General features: G+C 31.9%; 21 protein-coding genes. 16 read left to right on the top strand and 5 right to left on the bottom strand.

All coding sequences use genetic code 11. From position 1 onward, the window contains the following. Window positions 1-593: 593 nt before the first annotated feature. From glmS to MT340_RS03855, 3 genes are all read left to right on the top strand, one after another. Window positions 594-2,399, top strand: a complete 1,806-nt coding sequence (gene glmS, locus MT340_RS03845; protein ID WP_243603593.1) for a glutamine--fructose-6-phosphate transaminase (isomerizing) — start codon at window positions 594-596, stop codon at window positions 2,397-2,399. Window positions 2,400-2,543: 144 nt separating this feature from the next. Further along, on the top strand, window positions 2,544-3,356 hold the full coding sequence (locus tag MT340_RS03850) for an ABC transporter ATP-binding protein (protein ID WP_243603594.1): 813 nt from the start codon (window positions 2,544-2,546) through the stop codon (window positions 3,354-3,356). 3 nt (window positions 3,357-3,359) lie between these two features. After that, window positions 3,360-4,217 carry an HAD family hydrolase gene (locus MT340_RS03855; protein ID WP_243588851.1) on the top strand — a complete coding sequence of 286 codons (858 nt, stop codon included), beginning with the start codon at window positions 3,360-3,362 and terminating at the stop codon, window positions 4,215-4,217. A gap of 55 nt (window positions 4,218-4,272) precedes the next feature. Here MT340_RS03855 and MT340_RS03860 read toward each other — a convergent pair whose 3' ends face one another. Beyond that, a complete protein-coding gene (locus tag MT340_RS03860) occupies window positions 4,273-5,343 on the bottom strand; it encodes an EscU/YscU/HrcU family type III secretion system export apparatus switch protein (protein WP_243588852.1) in 1,071 nt (356 codons plus the stop codon). 129 nt (window positions 5,344-5,472) lie between these two features. Here MT340_RS03860 and MT340_RS03865 point away from each other — a divergent pair, with 129 nt between their 5' ends. Then, window positions 5,473-6,204 (top strand): metallophosphoesterase family protein, encoded by a 732-nt coding sequence (locus tag MT340_RS03865; protein WP_243588853.1) that lies wholly within the window; start codon window positions 5,473-5,475, stop codon window positions 6,202-6,204. Window positions 6,205-6,259: 55 nt separating this feature from the next. On the opposite strand, the gene czrB is transcribed toward MT340_RS03865, so the two are convergent. Both czrB and MT340_RS03875 read right to left on the bottom strand, forming a co-directional pair. After that, a complete protein-coding gene (gene czrB / locus MT340_RS03870) occupies window positions 6,260-7,228 on the bottom strand; it encodes a CDF family zinc efflux transporter CzrB (protein ID WP_243588854.1) in 969 nt (322 codons plus the stop codon). 1 nt (window position 7,229) lies between these two features. Further along, window positions 7,230-7,565 (bottom strand): ArsR/SmtB family transcription factor, encoded by a 336-nt coding sequence (locus tag MT340_RS03875; RefSeq protein ID WP_243603595.1) that lies wholly within the window; start codon window positions 7,563-7,565, stop codon window positions 7,230-7,232. Window positions 7,566-7,718: 153 nt separating this feature from the next. Here MT340_RS03875 and MT340_RS03880 point away from each other — a divergent pair, with 153 nt between their 5' ends. The 6 genes from MT340_RS03880 to MT340_RS03905 all read left to right on the top strand — a co-directional run bounded on the left by MT340_RS03880 (window position 7,719) and on the right by MT340_RS03905 (window position 12,787). Continuing rightward, on the top strand, window positions 7,719-8,375 hold the full coding sequence (locus MT340_RS03880) for an SDR family oxidoreductase (RefSeq protein WP_243588856.1): 657 nt from the start codon (window positions 7,719-7,721) through the stop codon (window positions 8,373-8,375). A 338-nt stretch (window positions 8,376-8,713) separates the two neighbouring features. Next, a complete protein-coding gene (locus tag MT340_RS03885) occupies window positions 8,714-9,646 on the top strand; it encodes a type I phosphomannose isomerase catalytic subunit (RefSeq protein ID WP_243603596.1) in 933 nt (310 codons plus the stop codon). A gap of 41 nt (window positions 9,647-9,687) precedes the next feature. Further along, window positions 9,688-9,918: a hypothetical protein gene (locus MT340_RS03890; RefSeq protein WP_243588858.1), complete on the top strand. Its 231-nt coding sequence runs from the start codon at window positions 9,688-9,690 to the stop codon at window positions 9,916-9,918. Window positions 9,919-10,228: 310 nt separating this feature from the next. Further along, the gene (locus tag MT340_RS03895; RefSeq protein ID WP_243588859.1) at window positions 10,229-11,599 is read left to right on the top strand and encodes an EVE domain-containing protein; all 1,371 of its coding nucleotides are present in this window, start codon (window positions 10,229-10,231) and stop codon (window positions 11,597-11,599) included. Window positions 11,600-11,723: 124 nt separating this feature from the next. Then, window positions 11,724-12,119 (top strand): thiol-disulfide oxidoreductase DCC family protein, encoded by a 396-nt coding sequence (locus MT340_RS03900; RefSeq protein ID WP_243588860.1) that lies wholly within the window; start codon window positions 11,724-11,726, stop codon window positions 12,117-12,119. 227 nt (window positions 12,120-12,346) lie between these two features. Further along, a complete protein-coding gene (locus MT340_RS03905) occupies window positions 12,347-12,787 on the top strand; it encodes a Dps family protein (RefSeq protein WP_243588861.1) in 441 nt (146 codons plus the stop codon). A 64-nt stretch (window positions 12,788-12,851) separates the two neighbouring features. Here MT340_RS03905 and deoD read toward each other — a convergent pair whose 3' ends face one another. Continuing rightward, window positions 12,852-13,562 (bottom strand): purine-nucleoside phosphorylase, encoded by a 711-nt coding sequence (gene deoD, locus MT340_RS03910; RefSeq protein WP_243588862.1) that lies wholly within the window; start codon window positions 13,560-13,562, stop codon window positions 12,852-12,854. A 145-nt stretch (window positions 13,563-13,707) separates the two neighbouring features. Between deoD and deoC the strand changes: the two genes are divergently transcribed. Genes deoC through MT340_RS03930 form a run of 4 tightly spaced genes read left to right on the top strand, consistent with a single transcriptional unit; the run spans window position 13,708 to window position 17,280 of the window. After that, entirely contained in the window at window positions 13,708-14,370 is a 663-nt protein-coding gene (gene deoC / locus MT340_RS03915) for a deoxyribose-phosphate aldolase (protein ID WP_103298818.1), read from the top strand. A 58-nt stretch (window positions 14,371-14,428) separates the two neighbouring features. Beyond that, entirely contained in the window at window positions 14,429-15,730 is a 1,302-nt protein-coding gene (locus tag MT340_RS03920; RefSeq protein ID WP_243588863.1) for a pyrimidine-nucleoside phosphorylase, read from the top strand. A gap of 12 nt (window positions 15,731-15,742) precedes the next feature. Then, window positions 15,743-16,930, top strand: a complete 1,188-nt coding sequence (gene deoB, locus MT340_RS03925; RefSeq protein WP_243588864.1) for a phosphopentomutase — start codon at window positions 15,743-15,745, stop codon at window positions 16,928-16,930. Further along, on the top strand, window positions 16,930-17,280 hold the full coding sequence (locus tag MT340_RS03930) for a DoxX family protein (protein ID WP_243588865.1): 351 nt from the start codon (window positions 16,930-16,932) through the stop codon (window positions 17,278-17,280). The genes deoB and MT340_RS03930 overlap by 1 nt, the downstream gene beginning before the upstream one ends. Window positions 17,281-17,798: 518 nt before the next feature. Here MT340_RS03930 and MT340_RS03935 read toward each other — a convergent pair. Next, entirely contained in the window at window positions 17,799-18,269 is a 471-nt protein-coding gene (locus tag MT340_RS03935) for an S-ribosylhomocysteine lyase (RefSeq protein ID WP_243588866.1), read from the bottom strand. Between the two features lie 286 nt (window positions 18,270-18,555). On the opposite strand from MT340_RS03935, the gene MT340_RS03940 reads away from it, so the two are divergent. Together MT340_RS03940 and ldmS are read left to right on the top strand one after the other, a co-directional pair. Further along, window positions 18,556-19,740 carry a M20 family metallopeptidase gene (locus MT340_RS03940; RefSeq protein ID WP_243588867.1) on the top strand — a complete coding sequence of 395 codons (1,185 nt, stop codon included), beginning with the start codon at window positions 18,556-18,558 and terminating at the stop codon, window positions 19,738-19,740. Beyond that, window positions 19,740-20,939: an L-aspartate--L-methionine ligase LdmS gene (gene ldmS / locus MT340_RS03945; RefSeq protein ID WP_243603597.1), complete on the top strand. Its 1,200-nt coding sequence runs from the start codon at window positions 19,740-19,742 to the stop codon at window positions 20,937-20,939. The genes MT340_RS03940 and ldmS overlap by 1 nt, the downstream gene beginning before the upstream one ends. Window positions 20,940-20,974 lie beyond the last annotated feature (35 nt).

Genomic DNA, 20,974 nt, shown 5'->3' on the forward strand with positions numbered 1-20,974 from the left:
CAATCATTTGTTTTTACAGTGTAAAATAAATAATATTGAAAGGAGGAAAGTAAATAAATTTATATAAAGCGCCTGGACAAATCATTAATTTATTAATGATTAAGAATTAAATATGAGAATTCTTATAGATATATTAATGTTATTGTAGACGAGGAGAATAGTTATCGAGTAAATCGGCGGATGCTATTCCGGATGCGACACATTCGTGAGCTTATTATTAAAACATTTAGGTAACTAAATGCACAAAAATAATAAGAATGTCTATCTTTATCTAATAAAAATAGAAATAGAAATGGCAAAAAAGGGTATTAAAATAATAGAAAGAAGTCGAAACCAAAGCGTTTAGGATTTAATCAAAACTAAATGATAAGCAAAATGATTTTTCGTATTTTGTTGAATCGTGAAGGACTCCTTAACTTTTATTTTTTGTAGAATTTTATATTGGTTATGTTTAAGTTTAAGGGATTGTTTTCGATAATCTAGCTTTAGAAATTTCAAGAGCATAAATGCTTTATATTGGTTTCTACCTTTAGCTGTGTAAATTTTATAAATCAGATAAAATTTACTTGCCATTAATTGACGGAGGAAATTTTATGTGCGGAATTGTAGGATATATTGGTTATGATAATGCTAAGGAATTATTATTATCAGGTTTAGAAAAGTTAGAATACAGAGGGTATGACTCTGCAGGAATTGCAGTAGCTAATGAAGATGGTACAACTGTATTTAAAGAAAAAGGTCGTATTGCAGAATTAAGAAAAGTAGCAGACAGCAACGATGTTGATGGTCACGTAGGAATTGGTCATACTCGTTGGGCCACACATGGTGTACCAAGTACAGTCAACTCTCACCCACACCAATCGAATAATGAACGTTTCACACTTGTTCATAATGGTGTAATTGAAAATTATGAAGAATTAAAAAATGAATACCTAAAAGATGTTGATTTCAAGTCTGAAACAGATACTGAAGTGATCGTTCAATTAGTTGAGCACTTTTCAAATAAAGGTTTATCAACAGAAGAAGCATTTACTAAAGTAGTATCTTTATTACACGGTTCATATGCTTTAGGTTTATTAGACAACCAAGATGAAGAAACACTGTATGTTGCTAAAAACAAATCACCTTTATTAGTAGGTGTAGGTGAAGGATTTAATGTTATTGCTTCAGATGCTTTAGCAATGATTAAAATAACTAATCAATATAAAGAAATCCATGACCATGAAATTGTTATCGTTAAAAAAGATAGCGTAACAATCAAAGATCAAGAAGGCAACGTACAAGATCGTGAGACTTATACTGCTCAAATCGATGCTTCAGATGCAGAAAAAGGCATTTACGATCACTATATGTTAAAAGAAATTAATGAACAACCAGCTGTAATGCGTCGTATTATTCAAGAATATGAAGATGAAAACGGTGATCTTAAAATTGATCCTGAAATCGTTAAAGATGTTGCAGCTGCAGATCGTATCTATGTTATTGCAGCAGGTACAAGTTACCATGCCGGTTTAGTAGGTAAAGAATATTTAGAAAAATGGGCTGGTGTACCAACTGAAGTACACGTTGCTTCAGAATTTGTTTACAATATGCCTTTACTTTCTGAAAAACCTTTATTCATCTACATTTCACAATCAGGTGAAACAGCTGATAGTCGTGCCGTTTTAGTTGAAACAAATAAACTAGGCCATAAATCATTAACAGTTACTAACGTAGCTGGTTCAACATTATCTCGTGAAGCGGATCATACGTTATTATTACATGCTGGGCCTGAAATTGCTGTTGCATCTACTAAAGCTTATACAGCTCAAATTGCTGTGTTATCTATCCTTTCACAAGTAGTTGCTAAAGAACATGGTCGTGACAATGATATTGATTTATTAAGAGAATTAGCAAAAGTAACAACTGCAATTGAAACAATTGTAGATGATACGCCTAAAATGGAACAAATTGCTACTGATTTCTTAGAATCAACTCGTAATGCTTTCTTCATTGGACGTACAATGGATTACAATGTAAGTTTAGAAGGTGCATTAAAACTTAAAGAAATTTCATATATCCAAGCTGAAGGATTTGCTGGTGGGGAATTAAAACACGGTACAATCGCATTAATCGAAGAAGGTACGCCTGTTATTGCATTAGCAACTCAAGAAAAGGTTAACTTATCAATTCGTGGTAATGTTAAAGAAGTTGTTGCACGTGGTGCTAATCCATGTATCATTTCTATGGAAGGTTTAGAAAAAGAAGGCGATACGTATGTGATCCCTCATGTACATGAATTATTAACACCATTAGTATCAGTAGTTACATTACAATTAATTTCTTACTTTGCTGCATTACACAGAGGCTTAGACGTAGATAAACCACGTAACTTAGCTAAATCTGTAACAGTGGAATAACAGTTTGTACGAATAATAATTTTTATAACAGCCTAATGAGATGCCTCATTAGGTTGTTTTTTGTATATAGGAAACTAAAAATATGATTTTGAATAATTATCTGAATTGTCTTACAATATTATTATTGCGAGACGGGGTGTTTTGATGTTAATATCTTTGGAAAATATTAGTAAAAAGAAGCAGGGTAAATTAATTCTTAATCAATTATCATGGGAAATCAATGAAGGTGATAAATGGGTATTATATGGTTTAAATGGTGCCGGTAAAACTACGCTCTTAAATATATTAAATGGTTATGATTCTATTACAGAAGGCACTATTAATCTTTTTGGGATGCAACCCGGACGTCAAGGCTATTCTGTTGAAAAGGTGAGAGAACAAATAGGATTTGTATCATCAAGTTTATTAGAAAAGTTTCAAGAAGGTGAAACTGTATTAGATGTTGTTATAAGTGGGGCATTTAAATCTATAGGTGTTTATAAGGAAGTAAATGAAGCGTTATTTAAAGAAGCTGAATCTTTATTACAAATAGTGGGTATGTATGATTTACAGCATCAATTTATAGGGTATTTGTCTACGGGTCAAAAACAAAAGGTAATGATTGCACGCGCATTGATGAATCATCCTAAATTGCTTATTTTAGATGAACCTGCTTCAGGACTAGATTTTATTGCACGTGAAACGCTATTTGCTACCTTAGAACAATTAAATCAAGCATATCCCTTACTCTCTATCATTTACGTAACACATTTCATTGAAGAAGTTATTCCGTTATTTGATAAAATATTTTTATTAAAAGAAGGGAAATGCTTTAAACAGGGAGATATTAACGATATTCTTAATAGTGACATAATGTCTCGAATGTTTAGGGTGAACGTAGAAGTAATAAAATACCATCAACGTTGGAGTCTATTTTTGAAAAATAAGCATGATAAAAATTATACGGAGGGTACATAAATAATGACAGAAAAAACAAAAGCTATATTTTTAGATATGGATGGCACAATTTTACATGAAAATAACCAAGCGTCTCTTAAAACGAAAGAAGTTATTGATGCTTTAAGAGATAAAGGGTTAAAAGTATTCTTAGCTACAGGCCGTTCATATTCTGAAATTGAGAACTTAGTACCTCAAGGATTTAAAGTAGATGGCATTATCAGTTCAAATGGCACTAGTGGGGAAATAGATGGTAAAAACTTATTCCAACATAGTCTATTAACAGATAGTGTGAAAAAAATTGTGAGTTTAGCGCAACAGCAACATATTTATTATGAAGTATTTCCATTTGATAAAATGCGTATTGCTTTAAAAGAAGATAAACAATGGATGGACGAAATGATTCAAGGAGATACACCTCCTAATAATGTAAGTGAAAGTGAATGGAAATCAAGACGAGATGCTATGGCAGGAAAGATTGATTGGCAGGAAGATATTGTAGAGGATCAATTTGCTAAAATTTACTTATTCAGTGATAACTTAAATAAAATTACAAACTTTAGAGATGAATTAATACAAAATAAAGTTTTATTAAACATTAGTGTTTCTAACTCATCTAGATTTAATGCTGAGACGATGGCTTATAACACTGATAAAGGCACGGGTATAAAAGAGATGATTGAACATTTTAAAATTAAGCAAGAAGAGACCCTTGTTATTGGCGATAGCGATAATGATAGAGCTATGTTTGCGTATGGTGGATATTGTGTTGCCATGAAGAATGCACGTCCAGAAATTAAAGAATTAACAGATGATGTGACGTCATTAACAAATGAAGAAGATGGGGCAGCATTGTATTTAGAGGGAAAATTCTTAAAATAAGGGTATAAAAAATCATCGGCAATAATGAACCGATGATTTTTATTAAACATATATATTATTTTTTATCTGAATGTTGGTTAACTTTATCTGTTACTACTTCAGATTGATTTTTAATTTTATCATTAACACTTGTAGATTCTTTTGCTTCATTATTTATTGAATTGTTATTAGTTGTTTTTTGTTTTTTCTCATCTTTATTTAATTTTTTCTTTTTATGAGTTTTGTCTAATTTTTCTCCACGTTTTAAGAAGTATTGAACAATACCCATTAAAATTACAAAATAAAGAACTAAACGTAAAATCAAAATAATGACTTGAGCAACAATCATAATGATTTGAGCAACATTTTGAGACATATTACCTGTTGCTACTGAAATTAAAGTGCCTAATGGTTGAGAAATAATAATGATTACTAAATTGATTAAAATAACTGCAATAAAGAATTTAAACCAAGTTTTATTGCCATTTTTAATACCATTAAAGCCTTCTTTAAAGTGTTTAATCGCACTTAATTCATTATTCTGTGATAATGAAACTGTATAATTAATCATCCAAATAAAGAAGAACCAATAAATTAATGATAATATAAGCCCCATAATAATCACGAATATAATTTGTGCTGTTAATAAAATTCCCATTGCATTATCAGAGGTACTTACTGATTGTTGCAGTGACGTAAATATTGGGGTTAAAGCTTTGTTAAATAAGAAATTTAATCCCATTGTAATTAAATACATAATGATATATAGCACTATTGAAAGTAGTGCTAAAATAACACTTTTAATATATTTACCTTTTTTGAAAGCAAAAAATAAGTCACTAAAACTTACTGTTTCTCTTTTTATTGCTTTAGCCATTACATTAAAAGCGCCTGCAAGTAATTGATAACCTAAGAATATAAAGAAAAGCACTCCTAATATAAATAGTAAAATCATTGTAAATAAAGGTAAACCAGTGGGTTGTTGAAGTTGTGTTGCTATTTGCATTTCCATAAATGTACGAATAAATGCCATTCTAGCAACGTTAAAGATCGCAAATACAATTAGAAAACTAACTATACTAAATAGAATAGTTTTTAAAATTTGCGATTTAGCATTTTTGAATGCCAAACTATGATAGTTAAACAATATAAGCACTCCTTTACTGTAATATAAACACAATATCAAAATTTACGAGTTTTTTAAATTAATATCTAACAAATTTGAAGATTAAGTGTTAAAATGTCCTAATGATTGAATTGGAAGGGAGAAATGGCCATGAAATTTGCTATTATTACTGATGTACATGGTAACTTTGATGCGTTACAAACTGTTTTAGATGACATTGATAGTAGGGAAGATATTGATAAAATTTATAACTTAGGTGATAACATCGGTATTGGTCATGAAACTAATAAAGTGCTAGATACGATATTTGAACGTGACGATATGGAAATTATTGCTGGTAATCATGATGAAGCGGTGATGTCATTAGTGAATAATACGCCGTATCCTGAGGATTTAAAAGATAAATTTTATGATCATCATCAATGGATTAAAGGTCATATGGATGAAGAGTACTTTGATCAATTAAATTTACTTCCTAGATATATCGAAACAACAATTTGTGGAAAAAAGCTGTTGTTTATTCATTATGAAATTGAAAATGAAAAATTTGAATTAAGAATTGATGAACAACCTTTTAGTCCTATTGTAAATAATGAAAAAGAAAGCATCATAGAATTATTTAATGATAAAGAAGCTGATTTAATCGCTTTTGGTCATAATCATCAATTACATTTATATGATGATAATCAAACCATTTATTTTAACCCAGGTTCAGTTGGTCTTAATAATGGGGCTAATGCTGTTTATGGGATTGTAACTATTACGGAAAATAAATGCTCAGTAGAAAGAGTGAAACTCACATATGATAACGAAGAATTTCTACAAGGGTTTGACGAGAAGAAAGTGCCAGCAAAACAATTAATTTTTGATAAATTTTTATAAGTAAACTTAAGCCGAGTGAAAATAAAAACTATATTTTCACTCGGCTTATTCACGTTTAGTGTTCATGTGAATGATGATGTTCAAGTTCGTGGTGTAAACCTGAACATAGAATAGAATCATCATGTTTATGTTTAGGTGTTTCAAGTTGAATTGTCATATGTTGAATATTTAAATGGCTTAAATCATGTTCTATCTCTTCAAGTATTTGTTCGCATTTTTCAACAGTAAGAGATTCACTCACTACAGCGTGACAACTTAATGCATTCATATCATTTGAAATTGTCCATACATGATAGTCATGCACATTTTGAATATCTTTATGTGAGGTGATTGCTAAGATGACTTCATCTAAATCTACATCACTTGGCGTACCTTCCATGAGTATATTTAAAGATGAAAAGGTAATGCCGTAAGCACTTTTTAAAATTAATAAAGATACAAGGATACTTGCAATAGGGTCGGCAACAGTGAAATTAAAAGCCCAAATAAGGAGAGCAGCAATAATCGCCCCCAAAGAACCTAATAAGTCACCTAGTACGTGTATAAAAGCACCACGCATATTCAAATTATGTGAAGTGTCGCCACCTCTAAACATGATTATTGCTACTATAATATTGACGATTAAGCCTATAATACTAATAATAAACATCTCAGTAGATTGTACTTCCGGTGGTGCGAAAAATCTTTTCACCGCTTCGACAATAATGATGATACTAATAACGAATAAAGTTATTCCATTGAATAGTGCAGCTAGGACTTCAAAACGTTTATAGCCAAATGTTTTAGTTGTGGTTGCATTTTTTTCAGCATAAATAAAAGCAACTAAAGCTACGCCGAGTGACACGGTGTCACTAAACATATGCAGTCCATCAGAAAGTAAGGCTAAGCTGTTAGCAATAAAGCCACCAATAATTTCAATGATCATAAAAAGTCCGATAATAATAAATGAAATCGCTAATATTTTTTTATTATTTGTATGCACATGACTATGAACATGTGTGTGGGAATGTGAATGATTAGTCATTTTAATGGTCACCTCTTGGATGTTTAGCATGATGCATTGCTTGTTTTAATAAATTAGAAACATGTTGATCATCAATAGAATAAATCATGGATTGACCATGTCTAGAAGATTTAACAAGATGTGCTTGTTTTAAAATCTTTAATTGATGAGATACATTCGATTGCGACAAGTTTAACGCATGCGTAATATGACCTACGCTTGATTCACCTTGTTGCAAAAGCTCCATAATTCTTAATCTATTGTAATCACTTAATGCTTTGAAAATTTCAGTTACTCTAGTTAACGTCATTTCATTATTTTTATCTTCAGTTGCATACTCTGAAAACTGAGTAGACATAATATCACGCCTAACATATTAATATATGAATGTATTTTCATATATTAATTTATTACTACTCCTTAAAATTGTCAAATTGATAATTGAAGTTTTATCAATCACATAGAGTGGTATCAAACAATTATAAACATTCACGAAGGAGGACGAGTTTTTATGAGTATTCTAGTTATTGGCGCAAATGGTGGCGTAGGTTCTAAATTAGTTCAACAATTAAAAGATGATAATGTGACTTTTACAGCTGGTGTGCGTAAAGAAGAACAAGTATCATCATTAAAAGAACAAAATATTGAAGCTACTTTAGTAGATGTTGAAAAAGACAGTATTGAAGAATTAACAGAAAAATTTAATGGCTTTGATAAAGTTATCTTTTCAGTTGGTTCTGGTGGCAGCACTGGTGCTGACAAAACAATTATTGTTGATTTAGATGGCGCTGTTAAAGCTATTGAAGCTAGTAAAAAAGCAAATATTAAACATTTTGTAATGGTTTCTACTTACGACTCAAGACGTGAAGCCTTTGATCCTAGTGGCGATTTAAAACCATATACTATCGCTAAACACTATGCAGACAATCATTTAAGAGAATCTGGTGTGACTTACACAATTGTGCATCCTGGTGGTTTAAAAGACGAAGAAGGAACTGGACAAATCGAAGCGGACTTATACTTTGATGGTAGAGGCGTTATTCCACGTGAAGATGTAGCAGCAGTATTAAAAGAAGTTGTGACTTCTGAAGATAAATATCAAAATCAAGAATTCCAAATTATTACTGGTGATCAAAACATCCAAGAAGCGTTATCTCGTTTCCAATAAAAAGTAAAATCAATGAATTTCAAAGAGGATAATATTAAATTCTGAGTAATTTTTTAGAGATAAGGGGCTGGTATTTTGGCCTCTTATTTTTATTGATTTAAGAATTTCTATTAAAAGTACTTCAAAATTGATATAATAAAAACATAAGTGATTTTTTAAACTGAATTAGTTTCTTTCAACGATTAAACTAAAATTTTAATGAAACGATTAAACCTATTGTTTAAATTAAATATTTCATCATTAGTTAGAGCGAAATATTTATTATACATATTAAATAATGAATAAAAGTTTATAAATAACTACGCTACATAATAATTAGGGTTTTAGGGGGTGCAACAATGCCATTATTTTTAAAGCCTATTTTTCATGAAAAAGTATGGGGTGGTAACCAATTACTGCGCTTTAATTATGATATACCAAGCGACCAAACTGGAGAGTGTTGGGGCATTTCAGCACATCCAAATGGACGTAATGTTATTCTTAATGGACCATATGCTGATCAAACGTTAGACCGAGTGTGGAACGATCATAGAGAGTTATTTGGAGATTTTCCAAGTAAAGACTTTCCACTTTTATGCAAAGTTGTAGATGCAAAAGAACCATTATCTGTCCATGTTCATCCTGATGATGCTTATGCATATGAATTTGAAAATGGACAATACGGTAAATCAGAATGTTGGTATATTATTGATGCTGAAGAAGATGCAGAAATCATAATTGGAACTGCATTTGAAAATAAAGAAGCACTTCAAGAAGCAATCGATAGCGATACGCTATTAGAGAACTTAAGAAAGGTAAAAGTAAAACCTGGCGAATTTTATTTTATTCCCGCAGGCACAATCCATTCTATTGGTGCAGGGATAACAGCATATGAAACAATGCAATCTTCTGATATTTCTTATCGTATATATGACTATCACAGAAATCGTCATGATGAAACGTCACTTGACATAGAAAAGGCACTGGATGTAACACAGTTTTTGACAGAAATACCTAGTGTTGTACCTGAAAATGAAATTATTGAAAATCATAAATGTAGTCATATCGTTTCAAATGATTTCTTTACAATGGTGAAATGGGAAGTTAGTGGAACATTAAATTATATGAAACCTAGAGAGTTTTGTTTAGTGTCTGTATTAGAAGGCGAAGGTAATATTATTATAGATGGGGAAATCTTTAAGTTAGAAAAGGGTTCTAATTTTATTTTGACTTCTGAAGATTTAGATAGTGTGTTTGAAGGTAATTTCACTTTGATTATCAGTTACCTATAGCCCATAATAATTTTTAATGAAATTAGTCTAGGAGTGTTTTAATGAAACAATTTCTCTACATATCTTTAATTTGTGGCGTTATAGCAGGCGTAGGTATATTCTTTAATATGCCTAAGTATCCATCTCTCGCCATTCCTAGGTTAGTATCAATTGTAGGAATAATAAGTGCTATTTTAACAATTAAGGATAAAAATTTAAGCGCAATGTTAAAATTAGGTGGTATTATGATAAATGTTATGCCACTGTTAGGCAGTTTATTAGTTGCCCAATAATTATGAGAACAAGAATTTATAATTTCCGTCGTAGCTATAAAATTATAGGTTCTTGTTCTTTTTTGTTATAAAATAGTTACAGTGAAATAGAAACTCAAGATAGGTATTCTTTCATTGAAAATGACTAAAACTTATTGATAAACAGATTATTAAACAACTAAAATATGATAGAATAATTTAATAAAATAACTATTATTCAATCACTATTGTATTAATACTTGTATTTAAAAAGAGAAAACACCGTTAATAAAAACGAATCATTGAATATAAAATTATTATCTAAGTATATTGAAATAAAAGGAGATTCTCGATGACAGAAGATGTAAATTACTTTTGGCTTAATTGTGGTTATACGAGATGGAATCATAATGAGCCATTGGTAGGACAAACCACTTTATTTGAATCAGGAGCACAATTTAATCCTACTCAAGGTTTTCGCGCTTTTAAAAAAGCAAAACCAGGTGATCAAGTGATTTTTTATCAAGTCCAAACAGATACTGGATTATTAGGAATTGGAGAAATCACTAGTGTTCAAACAGGGGCACAAAATAAAATAAGAGTAGAATTTGAATTTAATGAAGAGTTAAAACCATTAACTACAGATTATTTAAAACGTAGTGAAATGTTAGAATTTCGTATGAACAATATGCGTGAAACGTTAATCAACCAATTAACAAAAGATGAATTTGATTTAATTATCGCTCTAGGCAAAGGTCAAGAGAAACTTCCACGTTACTTTTTCTTATCTGAAACTGAAATGTTTGAACCAGGTGAATATTATACTATATATACACATACCTACAATGGTATCAAACGTAATGGTTATCATTTTTATAACCAATTAGAAGTTGGAGACAATCTTATCTTTTACGATAAAAATAATGATCAATCTGTTGTGGGAATAGGTGAAGTATCACGTCATATACATGAAAAACCTCCAATTGCTGGACGTACAAATAGTACAGCTATTGAAATTTATTATGAAAAGAATATTACTCCCGTCACTTTAGGAGCGTTAAATAAACATCCTAAATTGAAAAATTTATATTTTTTACAAGAAAATACTAAACAAGCTATCGCAAGTATGAGCCAGACACAATATGATGCAATACTTGATATGAGTGAGAATGATGGCGTTAAATCTCCATTTGAAACAATAAGAAAGACTGAATTTGTCACAAATGCGAATGAAGAAACGATTAAACCGTTTATTCTTTTAGTCGTAGACAAACGTGAAGAAGGTTTAAAGGCTGCCAATAATTTACTGCAAAAAACCAATGCTAACCCTGTGATTACGAGTGGTCATCCTGATTTTACTGAAGATATGCTATATGGTAAATATTTACCGAATGAGTCAGGGGCCTTATATTATCGTGAAGGTTTTATTACACAGTTAATGCCTAAAAATGATAAAAGCTATTTAGTAATTGATAATTTCAATAGAATTGATCCTGATATATTTCAAACTTATATTAACGTTCTAGAAGGTTATGAAGTTACGTTACCAAGATATAATAAAGATGGAAATATGGTGAAATGGTCTCGTAATAAAGATTCATTTTATCACTTTAATCCAAATTGGCACATTATTGGTGTGACCTATGACAGACTTGAAGATATCAAACTTAAATATTCAACACAGTTTCTTAAATATACAAGAATCGTCAAAGTGAATCATTAATAATAACAATATGAAACATCATCTAATAGTCAAATTTCTGTAACTATTAGATGGTGTTTTTTGCGTTTAAAGTCAACTTTTTAAAGGAATATAAATAACATGACAATGAGGAAGGTGAAATGATATGCCAATCATTTATTATGATGGAAAATGTGTATACTGCTATAATTATTGTATTTGGTTAATTCAACATGGCTTACCAAAAAGTTATGAATTTACGACTATAAATAGTGAAGCGGGTCAAAATTTATTCGAACAACATCCTGAAGCTAAAAATAGAAATAGCGTTATATTACAACAAGGCGATCATTTAGAATATAAATCTACTGCAATTGCTACTTTAATCACAAAATTACCTAATTATAAATGGTTAGGATTTTTAATTAGAGTGGTGCCACTTCCAATTAGAAACTTTGGATATAACTTATTTGCTAATAATCGTAATAGAATGTGGAAGACGCATTGGCATCAACCAAACGAATATGAAAAATCATTCTTTATTAATGATGACAGAAATTAATTGATAATATTTCAAATTAATTGAGAATATAATAACGTATAATTGATAAAAATAGAACTTTATTGATAATAAAACCATATATTGTGCTTAATAACAATCTTGAAATAGCGACTTAAATTATAATGATTATAAATAAATATCACCTTTTCTATTTACAGATTAGAATTATTATAATATAATATTCATTAAGGTAGAAAGAATAAATATTAATTAAAGGAGAGATTTCAATGACACAACAAGATGTCGTAAAAGAACTAAATCAACAAGTTGCAAACTGGACAGTAGCATTTACTAAATTGCATAATTTCCATTGGTATGTGAAAGGACCTAATTTCTTCTCATTACATGCTAAATTTGAAGAATTATACAATGAAGCTAGTCAATATGTAGATGATTTAGCTGAACGTATTTTAGCAGTTGGTGGTAATCCAGTTGGTACATTAAAAGAAAGCTTAGAGCTTTCAATTATTGAAGAAGCTGGGAAAGGATATAAAGCTGAAGAAATGGTTGAAGAATTCTCAAAAGATTTAACTAACATTTCAAAACAATTAGAAACAGCTATTAAAGTTGCTGGTGATGCAGGTGATGATGTATCTGAAGATATGTTTATCGGTATGCAAACATCAGTAGATAAACACAACTGGATGTTAAAATCATATTTAGTATAATTTTAGAATATAGAAAACGCTCGAATGTTCACAAACATTCGAGCGTTTTACTTTTAAAAAAAGTTTATTCAGCGATTTCTAAAGCAATTTCCATCATTTGAGTGAATGATGTTTGACGTTCTTCAGCAGTCGTCGCTTCATCTCTTAAGATGTGGTCACTTACTGTAAAGATACCTAAAGCTTTTTTACCTGCACTGATAGCATTTAAATATAAGCCAGCTGATTCCATTTCAATACCTAAGATACCCATTTTATGCCAGCTATCATTGAATGTAGTATCAGCATTATAGAAAGTATCAGATGAAAGAACATTACCTACATGACTTGTTGCACCGATATTATCTGCTACTTTTTTAGCTTTTGTAACTAATTCAAAGTCTGCGATTGGTGCAAAATGACCCGGGATATTGAATTGATCTACATAGTTTGAGTTAGTTGAAGCAGCTTGTGCAATGATAACGTCATATAAATTAACATCTTCTTGCAACGCGCCACATGAACCTACACGAATAATCGTTTCTACATCAAAGAAATTATATAGTTCATAAGAATAAATTCCGATACTAGGGATACCCATACCTGATCCCATCACTGAAATTTCTTTTCCTTTATAGGTACCAGTATAGCCAAACATATTACGAACTTCGTTAAACTGTTCAACGTTTTCTAAGAAGTTGTCAGCAATATATTTTGCGCGTAGAGGATCACCAGGCATTAAAACTGTTTTAGCAATTTTAGTTCCTTTAGGTTGAATATGAGGTGTACCATTTGTCATTCCTATCTTCTCCTTAATATTCATAGTTAAGATTAAGATAACATTTGTTTAACTTTTTTGCGAATTTTTGTACTATATAAGTGAGGTACTATTTTGAAAAATAGGCGAAATGATAACTATTAACAACATATTGGAGGACTATACTATGAATTATGCAAAATATATCGATCACACATTATTAAAGCCTGAATCTACACGTGAACAAATCGATAATATTATTAAAGAAGCTAAGGAATATGGTTTCAAATCAATTTGTGTTAACCCAACACATGTTAAATACTCAGCGGAGCAATTAAAAGGTTCTGATGTATTAGTTTGCACAGTGATTGGTTTCCCTTTAGGTGCTACAACTACTGAAACTAAAGTGTTTGAAACTAAAAATGCTATCGATAACGGTGCTTCAGAAATTGACATGGTAATCAATGTTGGTGCGCTTAAAGATAAACGTTACGACGATGTTAAGAATGACATTCAAGAAGTCGTTAACGCTGCTAATGGTAAAACAGTCAAAGTGATTATCGAAACTGTTTTATTAACTGATGACGAGAAAGTAAAAGCTTCAGAATTAGCTAAAGAAGCAGGTGCTCACTTTGTTAAAACATCAACTGGTTTCGCTGGAGGCGGTGCTACACCTGAAGATGTTAAATTAATGAAAGACACAGTAGGCGATGATTTAGAAGTGAAAGCTTCTGGTGGCGTACGTAACCTTGAAGACTTCAATAAGATGATTGATGCTGGTGCTACACGTATTGGTGCTAGTGCAGGTGTCCAAATCATTAAAGGTTTAGAATCTGATTCTGATTATTAATTTTCAGGAAAAGGACAGCAATTAGAGAAAACAACATTATAGAAAGGGGTTCAGAACGATGAGAATGGTAGATATCATTGAGAAAAAACGTGATGGGAAAGCTTTAACAAAAGAAGAAATTGAATTCTTTGTAGAGGGATATACTAAAGGGGATATTCCAGACTATCAAGCCTCAAGTTTAGCGATGGCAATTTATTTCCAAGATATGGATGATGAAGAACGTGCAGCTTTAACAATGGCAATGGTTAATTCGGGAGATGTCATTGATTTATCTCAAATTAATGGTGTGAAAGTTGATAAACATTCAACAGGTGGTGTAGGCGATACGACGACACTAGTATTAGCGCCATTAGTTGCAGCGGTAGGTGTACCAGTTGCTAAAATGAGCGGACGTGGCTTAGGTCACACAGGTGGTACGATAGATAAACTTGAATCAATTGAAGGCTTCCATGTAGAAATTTCAGAAGAGGAATTTATTAAGCTCGTTAATGATAACCAAGTTGCTGTTATCGGACAATCAGGTAACTTAACACCAGCAGATAAAAAATTATATGCATTAAGAGATGTAACTGGTACGGTAAACTCTATTCCATTAATCGCCTCTTCTATTATGAGTAAGAAAATTGCTGCTGGCGCTGACGCAATTGTATTAGATGTTAAAACAGGTAATGGTGCATTTATGAAGACAATTGCTGATGCTGAGAATTTAGCACATGCTATGGTGAGTATTGGTAATAATGTGGGTAGAAATACAATGGCGATTATTTCAGATATGAGCCAACCATTAGGTCGTGCTATCGGTAATGCTTTAGAATTAAAAGAAGCGATTGATACATTACAAGGCGAAGGACCTGAAGACTTAACTGAATTAGTGTTAACATTAGGTTCTCAAATGGTAGTACTTGCAGGTAAGGCTGATTCGCTTGATCAAGCACGTCAACTATTATTAGATGCAATTAAAAATGGTTCGGCGTTAGCTAAATTCAAGACATTTTTAGAGAACCAAGGTGGCGATGCATCAGTAGTAGATGCGCCTGAAAAGTTACCAACTGCGAAATATCAAATTGATTATAAAGCTAAAACTAGCGGTGTAGTAGCAGAACTCATTGCTAATGAAATTGGTGTAGCATCAATGATGTTAGGCGCTGGCAGACAAACTAAAGAAGACGATATCGACTTAAGCGTAGGTATTGTATTAAATAAAAAAGTAGGCGACAGCGTCAATGAAAGTGACTCATTATTAACGATTCATAGTAATCGAGAAGAAATTGATGATGTGATTGCTAAACTTGATGAAAGCATTACAATTAAAGACCAAGCAACTGCACCAAATTTAATTCATAAAATTATTACAGAGTAGGAGTGTTTCATTATGACGACACCTTTTAAACGAGTACATTTAATTGTTATGGACTCAGTAGGTATTGGTGAAGGACCAGATGCTGTGGCATTTAACGATGAAGGATCACATACACTTAAACATACATTAGAAGGTTTCAATCAAGAATTACCTAATTTACAACGTTTAGGTTTAGGTAATATTGACGATTTACCTGTTGTAAATAAAGTAGAGCACCCAGGAGCATTCTACACTAAATTAAGTGAAGCTTCTGTAGGTAAAGATACGATGACAGGTCACTGGGAAATTATGGGGCTTAATATTATGCAACCATTCAAAGTGTATCCTAATGGCTTCCCTGATGAATTAATTCAAGAAATTGAATCAATCACTGGACGTAAAGTCGTAGCTAATAAACCAGCATCAGGTACTGCAATTATTGATGAACTTGGTGAACATCAAATGAAGACAGGGGATTTAATTGTTTATACAAGCGCTGACCCTGTCCTACAAATTGCTGCACATGAAGATATTATTCCATTAGAAGAACTTTACGATATTTGCGAAAAGGTTCGCGAGTTAACGAAAGACCCTAAATATTTAATTGGTCGTGTAATTGCTCGTCCATATGTTGGTGAACCTGGTAACTTCACACGTACCTCAAACCGTCACGACTATGCGTTAAAACCATTTGGAAAAACGGTTATGAATAGCCTTAAAGACAATGACTATGATGTTATTGCAATTGGTAAAATTAATGATATTTATGATGGTGAAGGCGTAACTGAAGCGATACGTACGAAAAATAATATGGATGGCATGGATCAATTAATTGAAGTAGTTAAGAAAGACTTCAATGGTATTAGTTTCTTAAACTTAGTTGACTTTGATGCATTGTATGGTCACCGTCGTGATAAAGAAGGGTATGCACAAGCGATTAAAGATTTCGATGAACGCTTACCTGAATTAATTGATAATTTACAAGAAGACGATTTAGTCATTATTACTGCTGACCATGGTAATGATCCGATTGCTGATGGTACAGACCATACGCGTGAATATATTCCAGTATTAATGTTTAGCCCTAAAATTAAGGAATATCATGAATTATCAGGTGATACAACGTTTAGTTCTATTGGAGCGACTATCGCGGATAATTTCAACGTAGCATTACCAGAATTCGGTAAAAGTTATTTAAAAGAAATGGGAGTTGAACGTTAATGAAATTCTTTCGATATTTACTTGGTTTAGCGTTTGGTACAGCAGGCGTTTTACATTTTACGAATGAACGTCAATTCAGAAATATCGTACCAGACTATTTACCATTACAAAAAACAGCAGTGTTAGTGACGGGTGTCTTTGAAATCTTCTTTGGCATTATGTTACTAATTAAACGTCCAGCAGATTGGTTGAAAAAAGGTATGAACCTATTTCTACTTTCTGTTTTGCCTGCTAATATTTATATGGCTCGTAAAAAATTGCCGTTAGGGAATAAACAAGTACCTACATGGGCTTTATATTTAAGATTACCATTGCAATTTGTTTTAATGGGTCTTATTAAAAAATTATAATTAGAACTTTAAATTCATATAAATATATATGGATGTTCATTTAAAGACGTTCTTAGATAGATATTCACTTACTTAAGTTGAGATGCTTGCCTAGGGGGCTGGGTCGAGCCTTGGTCTCGACACTCATCCTGCTCCCTCAGGCGTCACTCAACTTCGTTTCGTTATCTATCTTAGAACGCCTTACGCAAATGCACTCGCACTTGTGTTCAATATAAAAAACGCCAAGAGTCGCGCAACAACACTCGTAGTTCATCTCTAGAATTTCTTACCTAAGTACCTTAGCACTAGGGTTCATTAATAATCATCATAGGAGTTTTTACAACTTCATTCTATTATCCATTTTAAAACTACTTACTTAAGTGTGTGAACGCTTAAGTTCATTTATAATTAGCATAAGAGTCTTGTTAAAAAATATGAGTGTTTTATATGTAATTTTATATAAAGAATTGTATTAAAAACCTAAAAAATCACCGCTTCTATCATTAATAAGAAGTGGTGATTTCTTTAAATTAATTTAATTATTTACCTTCTCCGAATACATCGTTCCATTGATTGCGTTTGTCTAGGAACGCTTGAGCAATTTCTTTAGCGCCTTCTAGAGAGTGGCTTGCAGCCCATCCGCATTGTACTTCATTACAAGCAGGTACTTCAGTAGCTTCTAACACGTCATTTAATGTTTTTTCGATAATATTTAAAACATCGTCGTAATCATCATGGTTAATGAATGATACGTAGAAACCTGTTTGACAACCCATTGGACTTAAATCAACTACTTTATCAGTGTGATTTCTAATGTTTTCAGCCATTAAGTGTTCTAATGAATGTAAACCAGGCATTTCCATATGTTCTTTGTTAGGTTGTTTGAAACGGATATCATATTTTTTAATAACATCTCCATTTAAACCTTCCATTGTGCCTGCTAAGCGTACAAATGGGGCAACAACTTTAGTATGATCTAAGTTAAAGCTTTCAACGTTCATTTTTGGCATAAATGTTCCTCCTAAATAAAACAATCATTTTAGTTTCTTCAATAAGTTGATTGTAACAAGAGCGTTCGGTATTTACAATTTTGCTAACTGAGGCAATTTATCACTTATTTAAAAATTTCCTTTCAAAATATTGTGAGAAAATTTTGTAAATATTGATAAATTTAATGACAATAGATATTAAATCCGATAAAATAGGTAATAATTCATTTGAATACGATTAAACCAATACTTAAGCATAGCTTATAATGTGAGGTTAATTTCGGCTATAAAAGGGAGTTATGATTTTATGGGTAATAAACAAGAAATTTTAGATTATATAGAGAATAAAAAATATGATTATGTTGAAATTAGTCATCGAATCCATGAACGCCCTGAATTAGGTAATGAAGAAATATTTGCATCAAGAACATTGATTGATAAATTAAAAGAAAATGGATTTGACATTGAAACGGATATCGCTGGTCATGCTACAGGCTTTATTGCTACCTATGATTCGGAAAAAGAGGGACCAACGATTGGCTACTTAGCTGAATACGATGCATTACCTGGATTAGGGCATGCATGTGGTCATAATATTATAGGTACTTCAAGCGTATTAGCTGGTTCAGCATTGAAACAAGTTATCGACCATGTGGGGGGGAAAGTGGTCGTATTAGGTTGTCCTGCTGAAGAAGGCGGCGAGAATGGAAGTGCCAAAGCTTCCTATGTGAAAGCAGGCGTTATTGATGATATAGATATAGCATTAATGATTCATCCTGGTAATGAAACGTATCCAACTATAAACACGCTAGCTGTTGATGTATTAGACATTAAATTTTATGGTAAGAGCGCGCATGCTTCTGAAAATGCGGACGAGGCATTGAACGCTTTGGATGCTATGATTTCTTACTTTAATGGCGTCGCACAACTAAGACAACATATTAAGAAAGGACAACGTGTGCATGGTGTCATCCTTGATGGAGGTAAAGCGGCAAATATTATACCTGACTTTACACATGCACGTTTCTATACACGTGCTAGAACACGTAAAGAATTAGACGTACTAACTGAAAAAGTAAATCAAATTGCTAGAGGTGCCGCGATTCAAACGGGATGTGATTATGAATTTGGGCCTATTCAAAATGGTGTAAATGAGTTTATTAAGACGCCTAAACTTGATCAACTTTTCGAAAAATATGCGAATGAAGTAGGCGAAGAAGTAAGTCACGATGATTTTGGTTTCGGTTCTACAGATACGGGTAATGTCAGTCATATAGTGCCTACGATTCACCCTCATGTGAAGATTGGGTCTAGAAATTTAGTTGGTCACACGCATCGATTTAGAGAAGCAGCTGCAAGTGTTCATGGTGATCAAGCATTAATAAGAGGGGCTAAAATAATAGCTTTGATGGGCTTAGAATTAATTGAAAATAAGGGATTGTTTGATGATATTGTTCAGCAGCACTCTCATATAAAGGGGCAAATTAAATAATGGCAGAGAACACTAAAAGACCTATGTTGACGTTAAGTAATTTATATGATGAAACGATTGTGTATAATTCAAGACCTTCATATATAGCAAATCCATGGCTTAAACCTGAAGAGCATCAATCAAATTTTTTAACAGGAAGAGAAATGATTATTGCAGATAAGATGCCAATGATTGTACATGAAGCAAGCGCTACGAATAAATTACAACAATTATTTGATATCATTGGTAAATCAATTCCTGAAGATATTTATAAGTTTCATAACCGTGAAAGTTATGAACATTTATTAAATGAGCTTGCTGAAGATAAGGGGAAAAAAATTTATTTCCAATATGTTCATAGTGATGATGTGATTGATGAAAAGACATACGCTGTTGATAAAGAGGTATTTATCGCATTAAATAACAAAGCACGTATACCAGAATGGACAAACAATAAATATTTACCAGATCGTGAAATCGTGGCTATTAACGATTTCAAAGCACGTATTAAAGATTGGTCATTCCCATTTGTAATTAAACCAGGGGATGAGTTACCGACTGCTGGTGGATATGGCGTAATGATTTGTTATAACGAAGAGGATTTAGAAAAAGCAACAAAACGAATTTTTGATGCGACTGATGCAACAGATAATTTAATTATTGAACAAAAAATTGAAGCAGTTAAAAATTACTGTGTGCAATACGCTTATTCAGAAGAATTAGGAATTAAATATCTAGGTACCGCACATCAAATTACAAATGAATATGGTTTTTATGCAGGTAATGAAAATGTCCATGAAGTACCACAAAAAGTAATTGATGCTGGTCGTGAGATTATGGAAAATGGCGTAGAACTGGGTTTCTTTGGTGTAGCAGGATTTGACTTATTGTTAGATAAAAATGGTGATGTCTTTGCTATCGATTTGAATTTTAGACAAAATGGTTCTACAAGCATGCTTTTATTACAACATGAGTTAAATCCTAATTATCAAAAGTTTTATAGTTATTTCTCTCGAGGCGATAATGAACACTTCTTTAATGTCATTCTTAAATATGTGAAAAAAGGTGTGCTTTATCCATTATCTTATTATGATGGAGAATGGTTCAGCGGAGATAGAGTAAAATCACGTTTTGGTTGCATTTGGCATGGTAATTCAAAAGAAGAAGTAGAAGAATTAGAAAAAGCGTTTATAGCAGAACTTGATAATTCAGAATTATAAGAATATTCTCACTTATAAAGTTATAATACAGCGTT

Source organism: Staphylococcus sp. NRL 16/872 (genome assembly GCF_022815905.2).
In the GTDB taxonomy this organism is placed as follows: Bacteria; Bacillota; Bacilli; order Staphylococcales; family Staphylococcaceae; genus Staphylococcus.